Here is a 13,826-nt window from a genome sequence, read left to right on the forward strand (position 1 = left end):
CCGCTCGCCCTGCTCGTCCAGGATGCCGTATGCATCGTGACCGTCAGACGTGGCCCTGCACCGGTAGCTCCAGGCGGAGTTCGTAGCCGCCGTCCGCCGTCGAGCCGCAGTCGACCGTGCCGCCCAGGAGCTCGGCGCGCTGGCGCAGGCTGACGAGGCCGTAGTGGGCGCTGGGGAGGGGCAGGGCGGGACGGGTCGGGGCCGTGTTGGTGACCGTGACGCGGACCGCGCCGCCGTCGCTCCCCACCCGGACGGTTGCGGTGGCGCCGGGCGCGTGCTTGCGGACGTTGGTCAGGGCCTCCTGGACGGTGCGGTAGACGGCGCGCTGGACGGTCGGCGGCAGCCCGTCGGGTCCGCTCCCGGAGGCCCAGGGGCCGGTGTGCAGTTCGGCCCGGATGCCGCTGCCGTCCACGAGCCGCTGGAGGTCCGCCATGGACGGCTGGGGGGTGAGTTCGGCGGGTCGCCCGCCGGAGGCCCGCAGGACGCCGACCATGTGGCGCAGTTCGTCCAGGGTCTGCACGCTCAGCCGCCTGATCGTCGCCGCCGCGTCCCTGACCTCGGGGTCGCGGGTGCCGACCTGGAGTGCTCCGGCCCGTACGGCGATCAGGCTGACCTGGTGGGAGACCACGTCGTGCATCTCGCGGGCGAGCTGGGCGCGCTCCTTGGCCAGGACGGTCTGGGTGGTCAGCAGCCGCTCGTGGTCCCGCGCCTCGGAGATCTCCGCCAGCCGCAGCGAGAGATCGCGCCGGGTCTGGACGAGCTGGCCGAGGAAGACGGGCGCGGCAGCCGTGGCGGCGGTGTAGCCGAGGGTGATGAGGGTGGCGGCGTTTGTGGGATCGAAGTGGGGATACGGCCACGAGGTCATGTCGCTGACCGTGAAGGCCAGCGCACAGACGGCGAGCAGGATCCGGCGGCGGGACAGCGAGGCGAGGGTGTAGAGGGCGGCCAGCCCGGCGAAGATCGCGTCGTTCAGGGCGACGGCGGGCAGCGTGATCAGGAAGACGAGCAGCGGCACCCGGCGGCGCAGCGCGAGGGCGAACGCGGCGACCAGGGCGAAGCCCAGGCGCAGCGGCTCGGCGGCGGTGACGTTGACCCAGACGTCGAGCAGTGCCACTCCGACCAGCGCGGCGTCCATCACGGGGGGAGGCACGCGGCGGGAGGTCATGGCGCCTCCCGGTCCCGGGGCGGCCTGAGCAGGCCGGCCCGCTCCGCGAGCAGGGCGGCCTGGACCCGGCCGGCCACTTCGAGTTTGGTGAGGATGGCGCTGACGTGGTCCTTCACCGTGCCGGTGCCCAGGTGCATCCGGGCGGCGATGTCGGCGTTGGAGAGTCCCTCGGCGATCAGCACGAGTACGGCGCGCTCCCGGTCGCTCAGCCGGGCGATGCCGCGTGCGGCGGTCTCCTCGGGGCCCGCGTCGAGATAGCCGTCCACGACGGTCCTGGTGACCTTGGACGACAGGACGGTTCCGCCGTCTGCGAGGGTCCGCACCAGGAACGGCAGTCCCTCGGGGTCGGTGTCCTTGAGCAGGAAGCCGGCGGCACCCGCACGCAGTGCCGTCGCCACGTACTCGTCCATGTCGAACGTCGTGAGCATGGCGACGACCGGAGGGTGCGGCAGGCGGCGCAGGCCGCCGAGGACGGTGAGTCCGTCCACGTCCGGCATCCGGATGTCCAGCAGTACGACGTCGGGGCGGGACTCCTCGGCGGTCCGGACCGCCTCGGCACCGGGGACCGCGGCCACGACCTCGATGTCGTCGGCCGCGTCGAGGATGTGCTGGAAGCCCGTGCGGATCAGGGCTTCGTCGTCGACCACCATTACCCGGATCACGCGTGCTCCGCTCGCCGTGCCCCGTGGGACCACTGTCCGATTCGTACCATGGCGGGCGGTGAGCCGCGCGGGTGAGAGGGGTGGGACAGACCCGTCCGGGGCCGGTGGCGGGCCGCCGTTCTCCGGCCCCCGGCCCGCTGACGAGGGCGGCCTCCCGTGCCCCGCGACGGGAACTCGGGGCGGGCCGCCCGTGCCGACGCCCGGCTGAGCAGTTCCGTCACGCCGGACGGTGCTGTCCCGCCGCCTCCCGCGCTTGGCTGCGGTACGGCCGCCCGCAGTGGCGGGGCGCCGTCGGACGCGCGCCGGCCGGGACACGCTCATACGCGTAGGGGCGGTGAGGCGTCCGACGTCGTGACACGTACGACCGACAGGTAGCGCCCAACGCCTACGAGCACCAACGACGAAGACGGCGGCCCCGGTGCGACCCGGGTGCCACCGCCTTCGTGCGGCAGGTTCGGTGGACGAGCGGCTGGTCCTCCGGGCGGGCCGACGGGCCCGTCGCGGGATCAGACCGCCGAGCCGGCCTTCCAGTCCGCCCAGCTCATGTTCCAGCCGTTGAGGCCGTTGTCGGGCTGGATCGTCTTGTCCTTGGAGTTCTTGACGACCACGACGTCACCGACGATCGAGTTGTCGTAGAACCAGGCCGCGGGCTGCTTCGGGTCGCCGGCACCCTTGACGTCGTTCAGGCCCACGCAGCCGTGGCTGGTGTTGGCGCTGCCGAAGATCGAGTCGGCGCCCCAGTAGTTGCCGTGGATGAACGTGCCGGAGGTGGACAGCCGCATGGCGTGCGGGACGTCCTTGATGTCGTACTCGCCCTTGCCGTCGTCGTCCGTGAAGCCGACCGTGGCCCCGTTCATCCGGGTCTCCTTGAACTTCTCCGAGATGACCATCCGACCGTTGTAGGTCGGGTTCTCGGGCGAGCCGGCGGAGATCGGGATGGTCTTGATGGTCTTGCCGTCCTGGGTGACCGTCATGGTCTTGGCGGAAGCGTCCACGGTGGAGACCTGGTTGCGCCCGATGGTGAAGGTCACCGTCTTCTGCTGGACGCCGAAGACGCCGTCGGCGCCCTCCACACCGTCCAGGTTCAGCTTCAGCGTGACCGTGGAACCCTCCTGCCAGTAGTCGTCCGGGCGGAAGTCCAGCCGCTGGGAGTTGAACCAGTGGCCGACGACCTCCTGGCCGCTGCTGGAGGAGACGGTGATGCCGGACTGCACGGCCTTGCGGTCCGTGATCGCCTTGTTGAAGTTGATCGAGACCGGCATGCCGACGCCCACGGTGGAGCCGTCCTCGGGCGTGAAGTTGCCGATGAAGCTGTTGTCGGGCGAGACCGTGGTGAACGAGGAGTTCTCGTGCGCCTCGCGGCCCTTCCCGTCCTTGGCGGACGCCGTGATCTTGTAGACGGTGGCGCGCTCCAGCTGCCCGTTGGGCTTCCAGCTCTTGCCGTCGTCGCTGAGCGTGCCCTCAACGGCCTTGCCGTCGCCCGTGGTCATGGTGACCTCGGTGAGCGTGCCCTCGCTGACGCTGACCTTGGCGTCGTTGTTGATGCTCGCGTTGGTCGCGCCGTTCTTGGGCGAGATGACTATTCGGGCGTCCGAGGCGTCCTTGGCGGCCGCCTCGTCCACCTGCTCCTGCGACTTCTTCGCCTCGGCACCGGGGCCGTCGGCATCGGCGCTGCTGCAGCCCGTGAGTACCAGTACGCCGCCGAGCAGGGCGGACACGGTCAGACGTCCGCGCCGCTTGCTGTCCGTCATCACACGCTTCTCCATCGTCACCGATTTACCTGCGATCTCTATCAAGAAGACCCAAAACGTCCCGCCTGGTTCCAGTCCTGGCGGATTTTGTGGGCAACACCACTCATCGACGCACCCGAGGGCGCGCCGGTTGCGGTTGCGCGCCCTCCCGTTTCGGGTTCCGGCGATCCTTCACGACTTTCCTGTGGACCCGTTTCCTGTGGACCCGCAGGGCGGGGACGGGCCCCGAGCGCCGCCCGCGGCGCCCGGGGCCCGGTCGGTCCGCCCGGCTCCCGCCACGTCACGGGCGCCCAGCGCGGTCCGCCCCGTCGTCCTGCCCGTCCTCGTCCGTCTCCCCATCTTCCTCGTCGATATCCCAGTCGTCGGCGTCGGGGTCGTAGTCGATCTGCTCACAGCTCCACGACGCCTGGGCGAGTTCCACGCCGGGAACGTCGCCGATCAGGCCGAACGGGTCGACGAGGTAGGCCAGGGCCTCCGCGGAGTCGTCGCTCACGGACGAGGAGGCGTGCGCGCGCTCCTCGTCCGGCATGAGTTCGTCCGTCTCGATACGGTCGAGGGCCGCCCCGGCGAGCTCTTCCGGTTCGGCCACCTCCAGCACCAATTCGACGTGTAGCCGCACATAGCGTGATGTCTCAGAAGTGGTCATACGACGGAGACTAGAGCGCGGGGCCTCCCGACTTTCCTGCGACCCGCTGCTTTCATTAGCATCGCCGGAGCATCGCCTCACACGGTCAATTCGCCGCTGTCACAAGGGGGATCGTTTCCCGTGCCCGTCGCTCGTCGTCCGCTGCTGACCGCCGCCGCGGCCGGTTCCCTGCTCTGCGCGCTGTGGTTCGTGCCCTCGGCCAACGCCACGGCCAACGGTGAGCAGGGGCAGCCGGACCGGTCCCCGTCCGGGGATTCCGCTTCTGCCGTCGCCTACGGCAGCCGGGACACGGACCCGGCGGGCGGCGCGGCGGCCGTGCCCGACACCGGGGGCGCCGGGGACACCCGGGCCGCGGACGGCGTCACGGCGGGCGCCGAGGCCCCGCAGGGCGGCTCGCAGGGGCTGTCGCTGGCGGACACCGGAAGCGTGGACACGACGCCGTATCTCGTCGGGGGCACGCTCTTCCTCGGGGTCGGTGCAGGGTTCGTGAGCTATGCCGCACGCAGGAGCGGCGGCCGGCTGGTCTGACCCGCCAAGGCCGGGGCGGGGCCGTCCGCCCCGGCCGCCCGAAGCAACGTCGAAGGGCCTCCCCGGCTGAGGAGGCCCTTCGGTGCGGGGCACCTGGGACGGCGGGGCGACGGGCAGCGGGACGGCGCACGCCGCGACGGCCACGGGTCGCCGGGGAGGGCGACAAGCCTTCTAGTGCCGCGCAGGCGAGGTTTGCCCGTCAAGGAGCGGCGTCCGGTGCACGGGGCCTCCCCAGGCCCTCCGGCCGAGGGAGTGGGGCCTCCCCAGGCCCTCCGGCCGAGCGAGTGGGGCCTCCCCAGGCCCTCCGGCCGAGCGAGTGGGGCCTCCCCAGGCCCTCCGGCCGAGGGAGTGGGGCCTCCCCAGGCCCTCCCGGGCCGAGGGGAAGAACGCAAGGCGCCGGATCGACCCCGTAGGGGGCCTACTCGGTTGATCCGGCAACGCCGCGAGTCGCCGTGCCGGGCGCCGCGACGGGGCGAACGTCGCCTGACGCGGCACTACACCTAGGCCAGTGGACCGGTCACCGACTCCACGGCCCCGACCAGCCGCCCGTCCCGGACGAACGCCTCGGCGGCTGCCAGTTCCGGTGCGAGGAAACGATCCGGCCCGGGTCCGTCCACGCCCGCCGCACGCAGGGCCGCGATGGCAGCCTGGCTCGCGGGCGCGGGAGTGAGACCGCGGCGGAGTTCGATCGCGCGGGTCGCCGCGTACAGCTCGACGGCGATGATCCGGGCCAGGTTGTCGACGGCCGTGCGCAGCTTGCGCGCGGCCGACCAGCCCATGGAGACGTGGTCCTCCTGCATCGCTGAGGAGGGGATCGAGTCGGCGGAGGCCGGGACTGCGAGCCGCTTCATCTCGCTGACGAGCGCCGCCTGTGTGTACTGGGCGATCATCAGGCCCGAGTCCACGCCCGCGTCGTCGGCGAGGAAGGGCGGCAGGCCGTGCGAGCGGTTCTTGTCCAGCAGCCGGTCGGTGCGGCGCTCGGCGATGGAGCCGAGATCGGCGGCGGCGACGGCGAGGAAGTCGAGCACGTACGCGACGGGCGCGCCGTGGAAGTTGCCGTTGGACTCGACCCTGCCCGCCCCGGGGCCTCCACCGGGCAGCACCACCGGATTGTCGATGGCGGCGGCGAGTTCGCGGTCGGCGACCAGGGCGGCGTGGGCGATGGTGTCCCGCCCGGCACCGGCGACCTGAGGTGCGCAGCGCACCGAGTAGGCGTCCTGGACGCGAGGGGCCTCTTCCTCCTGGAAGTGGCCGGTCAGCTCGGAGCCCTTGAGCACGGCGCTCATGTTGGCGGCCGCGGCGGCCTGGCCCGGATGGGGGCGAATGGCGTGCAGTTCGGGCGCGAGGACCTTGTCCGTACCGAGCAGGCCCTCCAGCGTGAGAGCGGCGGTGATGTCGGCGGAGGTGTAGAGCCTGCGCAGATCGGCGAGAGCCATGATCAGCATGCCGAGCATGCCGTCGGTGCCGTTGAGGAGGGCGAGGCCCTCCTTCTCGTGCAGTTCGACGGGCTCGATGCCGTGGGCGGCGAGGAGTTCGCCGGCGGGGCGGACGGTGCCGTCGGGGCCTTCCGCGTCTCCCTCCCCCATCAGCGTCAGCGCACAGTGCGACAGCGGCGCGAGGTCTCCGGAGCAGCCGAGGGAGCCGTACTCGTGCACGACCGGCGTGATCCCCGCGTTCAGGACGTCCACCATGGTCTGTGCGACCTCGGGGCGTACGCCGGTGTGCCCGGAGGCCACGGTCTTCAGCCGCAGGAACATCAGGGCGCGGACGACCTCGCGCTCGACGCGCGGACCCATACCGGCGGCGTGCGAGCGGACGATGTTGCGCTGCAGCTGGGTGCGCAGGTCGTGACCGATGTGCCGGGTGGCCAGGGCGCCGAACCCGGTCGAGACCCCGTACACCGGCTCGGGCTTCGCGGCCAGGGCGTCCACGATCGCGCGCGCGGCGGAGAGCGCGGAGAGCGCGTCGTCGGAGAGCTCGATCCTGGCGTTGCCGCGGGCCACGGCGATGACGTCTTCGGCGGTGGTCCCGGACGTCCCCACCACGACAGTGTGCATATCCATATTCAGCACCCTACGGATTGAATCCCTCTCTGTCACGGGGTGGGCGGCCGGGACCGGTGACGGCCTGCGAACGACTGCCCGGACGCGGCCTCGCACATGCCCGGAGGAGCCGGCGGCCGACCCGGGACGCGGCGCGGACACGACAGCCCGGGGGCCTGCCGCTGCGGAAGCGCACCCGGAACGAGCCCCGGCAGCACCGCGAGCACCGCGAGCACCGCGAGCACCGCGAGCACCGCGAGCACCGCGAGCACCGCGAGCACCGCGAGCACCGCGAGCACCGCGAGCACCGCGAGCACCGCGAGCACCGCGAGCACCGCGAGCACCGCGACCACCGCGACCACCGCGACCACCGCGACCACCGCGACCACCGCGACCACCGCGACCACCGCGACCACCGCGACCACCGCGACCACCGCGACCACCGCGACCACCGGCGGGAACGACCGCCCCGGCAGGCGCGGCAGGCGCGGCAGGCGCGGCACGGACGGGCGCACCGCGGAAGCGCCCCGCGACGGCTCGCACCGCGGCCGCGACTCAGTGGCGGGCGTCCCGGAAACGGCGGCGGTCCTGCGGCGACGGCGGCGGGGTGTCCGCCAGCGGGAGCACCGAGTCGTCCCGGCCCGCGACCACCGGCCCCGTCGCCCGGGCGGCCTTCGCGCGGTACTGCGCGGCGTCCGCGAGGCGGAACAGCCGGCGGGCGGAGCGGACCGCGCCGATCGGGTCGCCGGTGGACGCGACGCCGCACGCGACCCCCTCCCCCAGTTTCAACTCACCGGCCCGCTCACAGAGTTCCTCGGCGACCTTCACGACGTCGTCGGCGGACGGGCCCGCCGTGAGCAGACAGAACTCGTCTCCGCCGAGCCGGGCGGCCAGCGCCCCCGGCAGCATCGCACCGCACAGCGACAGCACCGATCCGAAGCGTTCCAGCAGCCGGTCGCCCGCCGCGTGGCCGTGGGTGTCGTTGACCCGCTTGAGTCCGTTGAGGTCGCACACCACCAGCGAGACCACGGAGCCGTCCACCCGGTGCCGCTCCAGCACCTCGTCCAGCCGGACGTCGACGGCCCGCCGGTTCGCGAGCCCGGTCAGCGGATCGGTGAACGCGAGCCTGCGGACCTCCTCCAGCCGCTCCTGCTGCGCGATCCCGGCTGCCACGACCTGGGCGAGCACGGTCGCGAAGTCCGCGTCGTCCCGGTCGAACACGGCCTCCCCCGCGGGACGGGCTACGTACAGCTCGCCCCAGGCCCGGCCGTGCAGCACGATCGGCGCGACGACGCAGCAGCCGCGCCCGCGCTGCCGCAGCGCGTCGACCCGCTGGTGACTGTAGCCGTGTTCGCCCTCCGCCATGCCGTCCGCCGTCTCCACCCAGGCGCGCGGAGCACCGCCCCCCGCCCACTGCTCGTGCAGGAACTCGGTGATCTCGGGGAAGCGGTGCACCGGATAGGTCTCGCCGTCCGGGAACTCCTCCTCGTCCGGGGCTCGGGCCCCCGCGTTCACGAGCACCTTCAGACGCCCCCGATCCCGCTCCCAGACGGAGAGCGCGGCGAAACTCCCCCTCAGCGCGTCACACGCGGCCGCCGCCGCGCCACGCCACAGCTCCCGCGGTGTGCGTGCGGCCGCCATCGCCTGTGCCAACGCCACGACGGCTCGCAGCCGGACATCCTCACCCATTACCCCAGCTTAGGGATTTTCGTACGGGTTTCACTCGCCGGGCCACTCCGGCTTCCGCTTCTCGTTGAAGGCCGCGACACCCTCGGCGCGGTCGCCGGAGAACGCCACCGAACGCCATGCCGCGTCCTCGACGTCGAGCCCCGCCCGCAGGTCGAGCCCGTGGCCGAGCCGCAGCGCCCGCTTCGCGGCCCGCAGACCGACCGGGGAGTTGGCTGCCATGCGGACCGCCAGGGCGAGGGCGGCGGGGCGGGCGTCGTCGGCGAGCTCGTCGACCAGGCCCAACTCCCGGGCCTCGGCGGCCTCCACGCGCCGCGCCGTGAACACCAGCTCGGCCGCCCGCGCCGCGCCGACGCGCCGCGGCAGCAGCTGCGTACCGCCGCCGCCGGGGATCACACCGACGGACACCTCGGGCAGGCCGACGACGGCCGTCGCGTCGGCCACGATCACATCGCAGGAGAGTGCCAGCTCGAACCCGCCGCCCAGTGCGAAGCCGTGCACCGCCGCGATCGTGGGCATCGGCAGTTCCAGCACCCCGGCGTACGCGGCGCGGGCGGTCGGGCGCTGCCGGACCAACTCGGCGTCCGTGAAGGAGTTGCGCTCCTTGAGGTCGGCACCGACGCAGAAGGCCCGGTCGTTCGACGAGGTCACGACGGCCACCCGGACGGACCGGTCCGCCGCGAGCGCGTCACAGGCCGCGGCGATGGAACCGGCCATCCCAGTGGAGACCGCGTTCATGGCTTTGGGCCGGTCGAGCACCAGCTCTGCGACGTGCCCGCCCTCGTGGCGGCGTACGGCGACGAACTCCCCGAAGCGCTGCTCGGACACGCTTTCGGACCCGACCTCGGAGCTGATCTCGGACATAGTCGACGACCTCCCGGTTAACGATGGTTCACCGGGAGGTGATCCTAGGCCGGGCGCCGCGTCAACAGCCAGGGCTCCACCACGCCGAGCCCGCGCACCGGCCGCTGCCACATGGGCTGCAGTGCGAAGCGGTACGACGGGGGCTCCTCGCCCTCCTTCTCGGCGGCGGCCGCCGCCTCCGCGGCCTCCGCCTCCGACGTGGGCGCGTCGCCGGTGCGGGCCAGCTCCTCCGCGAACGCCCCGTCCACCAGGACGGCGTCCTTCGGCGCTATCGAGGTCAGCCGGCTCGCCAGGTTCACCGTCGTACCGAACACATCGCCCATCCGGGTCGTGACCGTCCCGAAGGAGATGCCGACCCGCAGGGCCGGCATGGTCTCGTCGTGCGACAGCGTCTCGATCAGCCGCATCGCGATCTCCGCGGCCGTCCCCGCGTCGTCCCCGGCGAAGAGCACCTCGTCCCCGAGGGTCTTGATCAGCCGACCGCCGTGCGCGGCGACCAGGTCGGCACAGGTCGTCTCGAAGGCCTCGACCAGCTCGCCCAGCTCCTCCTCCTCCAGGCGCCGGGTGAGCCGGGTGAAGCCGACGAGGTCTGCGAAGCCGACCGCGAGCCGCCGGTCGACCATCTCCTCGTCGTCCGCGGCCTGCACGACCCGGCCGGTGGCGGCGGCCAGCTGTCGGCGCCACACATAGACGAGGAACTCCTCCAGCTCCGGCAGCAGCAGTTCGACCAGGGGATAGGTGACCTCGGTGCGGGTCATCCCCGGCTCGGGCGGTTCGGTGAGGCCCTCGAGGAAGGAGTCGATCTGCCACTCCGCGAGCCGGGCCGTGGTCTGGCCGGTGGACCGCGCCACCTGGACCGCCATCGGCTCGCTCAGCAGCCCTGCCTCGACCAGGCCGGCCAGTCGGCGCAGCGCGAGCACATCGGCCTCGGTCAGGGCCTTGGCCTGGCCGATGTCCGCGAATCCCATGGCCCGCCAGAAGCGCGACGCCAGGTCCATGGAGACCCCGGCGGTCCTTGCGGCCTGAAAGGGGGTGTAGCGGCGGTCCGCGCCGAGGATCAGCTGTTCCAGCCGGATGGCCAGCGGGTCCTTGGTCGGCTCGGCCGTGTGGTCCACCTCGTGGTGCGGCGTCGGGTGGACGTCCGACGTCTGCCTCCGGCCGGAGCCGCCCCCGGAGGAGTCCGCCCCGGCGGACGCGCCCCCGCCGGAAGGCTCCATCCCTGGCCCGCTTCCGCCCGGGGAGTCCCCACCGGAAGCGTCCGCGCCGGAGGCGCTGTCGTCGACGGTCACCGGCCGCCTCCTGCCCGATCCCTGCGCACTGCCCTGCCGATCTGTCGTGCGTGCCGGTCCGCGTACGGCCGCGGGAAGCCCGGCGCGGCCTCAACGATACGGCAGGTGTGCCCTAGCTCACGTCCCGGTGGCGCGGCCCGTCCGGGGTGTCCGGCCGATCACGCCGGACGGCCGCACCCCCGGTCACCGGCCGTTCGGCCGCAGGTGGACGATGTCGCCGGCCCCGATGGGGTGGTCCTTGCCGTCGGGGGTGGTCACCACGAGCCGTCCGTCGCCGTCGATCGCGACCGCCTCGCCGATCAGGCTGCGGTCGCCGGGGAGCTCGGCGCGGACCGTGAGCCCCAGGGTCGAGCAGCCGGCCGCGTACGTCTCCTGCAGCCGCGAGGCGTGGGCGTCGCCGTTCGCCGCGCGCCAGATGCCGTACCAGTCCTCCAGCGAGCGCAGCAGCGCCCGAAGCAGGGGGTCGCGGTCGGTGGAGACGGCGTTCGCGAGGGCCAGGGAGCCCGCCCGCGGCACGGGGAGCTCGTCCGCGCGCAAGGTGACGTTGATCCCGATGCCGATGACGACGCCGTCGCCGCCCACGCGCTCGGCGAGGATGCCGCCGGCCTTCCGCTCCTCCCCGGCCACCTTCACCATCAGGTCGTTCGGCCACTTCAGCGCGAAGTCGGCCCCGGCCGCCCTGGCCAGGCCCGTCGCCGCGGCGACACCGGTCAGCAGCGGCAGCCACCCCCAGCGGTCCACGGGCACGTCGGGCTTCAGCAGTACGGAGAGGAAGAGTCCGGAGCGTGGGGGCGCGGTCCAGCTGCGGTCGAGACGGCCGCGGCCGGACGTCTGCTCCTCGGCGACGAGCACGGCCCCCTCGCCGAGCTCCGCGGCCCGGGCCGCGAGGTCGGAGTTGGTGGAGCCGGTCGCCTCGACGACGTCGAGCGAGGTCCACAGCCCGCCGGGGCGGATCAGTGCGCGGCGCAGGGCGGCGGCGTTGAGCGGTGGGCGGTCGAGATCGGACCAGCGGCCGCCTGCGGGGCCGCCGGTGAACTCGTCGGACGGACTGCCGGAGGTGTCGTGAGGCGTCATGCCGCACAGCTTGGCCCCATCCGTCCCCGTGACGCGAACCGCGGAGGCGGACCGTGTCGGGCCCTGCGCGCAAGCGCTACGGGGTGTGGCCAACGCCGCACTGCCGAACGGTATCCGCGCCGATACGCTACGAGTCAGTAGCCAGACCTCTCCTTACGTAGCCAACACCCCCGTGACCAGGCAGGGAGCCGCATCCCGATGTCCGAGCCGGCAGAGCACCAAGAGATCGACATCCACACCACCGCTGGCAAGCTCGCGGATTTCCAGCGCCGTGTCCACGAGGCGACGCACGCGGGCTCCGAACGCGCGGTCGAGAAGCAGCACGCCAAGGGCAAGCTGACTGCCCGTGAGCGGATCGAACTCCTCCTCGACGAGGGGTCGTTCGTCGAGCTGGACGAGCTCGCACGGCACCGCTCCACCAACTTCGGACTGGAGAAGACCCGCCCGTACGGCGACGGCGTCGTCACCGGCTACGGCACGGTCGACGGCCGGCCGGTGGCCGTGTTCTCGCAGGACTTCACGGTCTTCGGCGGGGCCCTGGGCGAGGTCTTCGGTCAGAAGATCATCAAGGTGATGGACTTCGCGTTGAAGACCGGCTGCCCGGTCGTCGGGATCAACGACTCCGGTGGCGCGCGCATCCAGGAGGGCGTCAGCGCGCTGGGCATGTACGGCGAGATCTTCCGCCGCAACACCCACGCGTCCGGGGTGATCCCGCAGATCTCCCTGGTCGTGGGCCCCTGTGCGGGCGGCGCCGTCTACTCGCCGGCGATCACCGACTTCACGGTGATGGTCGACCAGACCTCGCACATGTTCATCACCGGACCGGACGTCATCAAGACGGTCACCGGCGAGGACGTGGGCTTCGAGGAACTGGGCGGCGCCCGCACCCACAACACCACGTCCGGTGTCGCGCACCACATGGCCGGCGACGAGAAGGACGCGATCGAGTACGTCAAGTCGCTTCTGTCGTACCTGCCGTCGAACAACCTGTCCGAGCCGCCGTCCTTCCCGGAGGACGCCTCCCTGGAACTCACCTCGGAGGACCAGGAGCTGGACACGCTGATGCCGGACAGCGCCAACCAGCCGTACGACATGCACACGATCATCGAGCACGTGCTGGACGACGGTGAGTTCCTGGAGACGCAGGCGATGTTCGCCCCGAACATCCTCACCGGCTTCGGACGGGTCGAGGGCTTCCCCGTCGGCATCGTCGCCAACCAGCCGATGCAGTTCGCGGGCTGTCTGGACATCGACGCGAGCGAGAAGGCCGCCCGCTTCGTGCGCACCTGCGACGCGTTCAACATCCCCGTGGTCACGTTCGTCGACGTGCCCGGCTTCCTGCCGGGTGTGGACCAGGAGTACGGCGGCATCATCCGGCGCGGCGCGAAGCTGATCTACGCCTACGCCGAGGCGACCGTGCCGCTGATCACCGTGATCACGCGCAAGGCGTTCGGTGGCGCGTACGACGTGATGGGCTCCAAGCACCTGGGCGCAGACCTGAACCTGGCCTGGCCGACCGCCCAGATCGCGGTGATGGGTGCGCAGGGCGCGGTGAACATCCTGCACCGCCGCACGCTCGCCGCCGCCCCGGACGCCGAGGCCCAGGAGAAGCTGCGGGCCGAGCTGATCACGGCCTACGAGGACACGCTCCTCAACCCGTACGTCGCCGCCGAGCGCGGCTACATCGACGCCGTGATCATGCCCTCCGACACCCGCGCCCAGATCGTGAAGGGCCTGCGTCAGCTGCGGACGAAGCGGGAAAGCCTTCCCCCGAAGAAGCACGGCAACATCCCCCTGTAGATCCCCGAGGACCGCGAGGAGCAGTGATGATCAGGGTCGTACGGGGAAACCCGACCCCGGAGGAACTGGCCGCCGCCCTGGCGGTGGTCCAGGCACGCGCCGCCGCGACGGCCTCCGCGGTGTCCGGCGCGCCGCTGCCGCCCGAGGAGTGGTCGGACCCCGCCCGAATCGCCCGGGCCCGGGCGCTGCGAGTGGGACCGCGGGCGTGGACGCGGACGTACTGGCCGGGCTGAGCCACCGAGCGGGGGTTCACGACGGCTCCGCCGATCCGTGACCGGTCCCCTGCCACCGGGGCGCCTGAGTATCCGTACTCAGGCGC

13 protein-coding genes are annotated in these 13,826 nt (G+C 72.5%); 3 read left to right on the forward strand and 10 right to left on the reverse strand.

Going from position 1 to position 13,826, the window contains the following annotated elements:
* Positions 1-43 precede the first annotated feature (43 nt).
* The 4 genes from FEF34_RS13975 to FEF34_RS13990 all read right to left on the reverse strand — a co-directional run bounded on the left by FEF34_RS13975 (position 44) and on the right by FEF34_RS13990 (position 4,224).
* Positions 44-1,165: a sensor histidine kinase gene (locus FEF34_RS13975; protein ID WP_138053491.1), complete on the reverse strand. Its 1,122-nt coding sequence runs from the start codon at positions 1,163-1,165 to the stop codon at positions 44-46.
* Positions 1,162-1,827 carry a response regulator gene (locus FEF34_RS13980; protein WP_171052951.1) on the reverse strand — a complete coding sequence of 222 codons (666 nt, stop codon included), beginning with the start codon at positions 1,825-1,827 and terminating at the stop codon, positions 1,162-1,164. The genes FEF34_RS13975 and FEF34_RS13980 overlap by 4 nt, the downstream gene beginning before the upstream one ends.
* A gap of 506 nt (positions 1,828-2,333) precedes the next feature.
* Positions 2,334-3,593 (reverse strand): L,D-transpeptidase, encoded by a 1,260-nt coding sequence (locus FEF34_RS13985; protein WP_138053492.1) that lies wholly within the window; start codon positions 3,591-3,593, stop codon positions 2,334-2,336.
* Between the two features lie 265 nt (positions 3,594-3,858).
* The gene (locus tag FEF34_RS13990) at positions 3,859-4,224 is read right to left on the reverse strand and encodes a hypothetical protein (protein WP_234042392.1); all 366 of its coding nucleotides are present in this window, start codon (positions 4,222-4,224) and stop codon (positions 3,859-3,861) included.
* A 120-nt stretch (positions 4,225-4,344) separates the two neighbouring features.
* On the opposite strand from FEF34_RS13990, the gene FEF34_RS13995 reads away from it, so the two are divergent.
* Positions 4,345-4,752, forward strand: coding sequence for a hypothetical protein (locus FEF34_RS13995; protein ID WP_138053493.1), 408 nt, complete (start codon positions 4,345-4,347; stop codon positions 4,750-4,752).
* Between the two features lie 500 nt (positions 4,753-5,252).
* On the opposite strand, the gene hutH is transcribed toward FEF34_RS13995, so the two are convergent.
* The 6 genes from hutH to FEF34_RS14025 form a co-directional block, all read right to left on the reverse strand.
* Positions 5,253-6,809 (reverse strand): histidine ammonia-lyase, encoded by a 1,557-nt coding sequence (gene hutH, locus FEF34_RS14000; protein WP_138057473.1) that lies wholly within the window; start codon positions 6,807-6,809, stop codon positions 5,253-5,255.
* Positions 6,810-6,847: 38 nt separating this feature from the next.
* Positions 6,848-7,297: a hypothetical protein gene (locus tag FEF34_RS42830; RefSeq protein ID WP_234043297.1), complete on the reverse strand. Its 450-nt coding sequence runs from the start codon at positions 7,295-7,297 to the stop codon at positions 6,848-6,850.
* 52 nt (positions 7,298-7,349) lie between these two features.
* A complete protein-coding gene (locus FEF34_RS14010; RefSeq protein WP_138053494.1) occupies positions 7,350-8,483 on the reverse strand; it encodes a GGDEF domain-containing protein in 1,134 nt (377 codons plus the stop codon).
* 30 nt (positions 8,484-8,513) lie between these two features.
* Complete coding sequence (locus FEF34_RS14015) at positions 8,514-9,344, reverse strand: enoyl-CoA hydratase/isomerase family protein (RefSeq protein WP_138053495.1); 831 nt, start codon at positions 9,342-9,344, stop codon at positions 8,514-8,516.
* Between the two features lie 44 nt (positions 9,345-9,388).
* Positions 9,389-10,633, reverse strand: a complete 1,245-nt coding sequence (locus FEF34_RS14020) for an adenylate/guanylate cyclase domain-containing protein (protein ID WP_138053496.1) — start codon at positions 10,631-10,633, stop codon at positions 9,389-9,391.
* A 183-nt stretch (positions 10,634-10,816) separates the two neighbouring features.
* Complete coding sequence (locus FEF34_RS14025; RefSeq protein WP_138053497.1) at positions 10,817-11,707, reverse strand: biotin--[acetyl-CoA-carboxylase] ligase; 891 nt, start codon at positions 11,705-11,707, stop codon at positions 10,817-10,819.
* Between the two features lie 198 nt (positions 11,708-11,905).
* Between FEF34_RS14025 and FEF34_RS14030 the strand changes: the two genes are divergently transcribed.
* Both FEF34_RS14030 and FEF34_RS14035 read left to right on the forward strand, forming a co-directional pair.
* Positions 11,906-13,507, forward strand: a complete 1,602-nt coding sequence (locus FEF34_RS14030) for an acyl-CoA carboxylase subunit beta (protein ID WP_138053498.1) — start codon at positions 11,906-11,908, stop codon at positions 13,505-13,507.
* A gap of 26 nt (positions 13,508-13,533) precedes the next feature.
* Positions 13,534-13,740, forward strand: coding sequence for an acyl-CoA carboxylase epsilon subunit (locus FEF34_RS14035; protein WP_138053499.1), 207 nt, complete (start codon positions 13,534-13,536; stop codon positions 13,738-13,740).
* The last annotated feature ends 86 nt before the right edge of the window (positions 13,741-13,826 follow it).

The sequence above is a fragment of the Streptomyces marianii genome, from assembly GCF_005795905.1.
Classification (GTDB): domain Bacteria; phylum Actinomycetota; class Actinomycetes; order Streptomycetales; family Streptomycetaceae; genus Streptomyces; species Streptomyces marianii.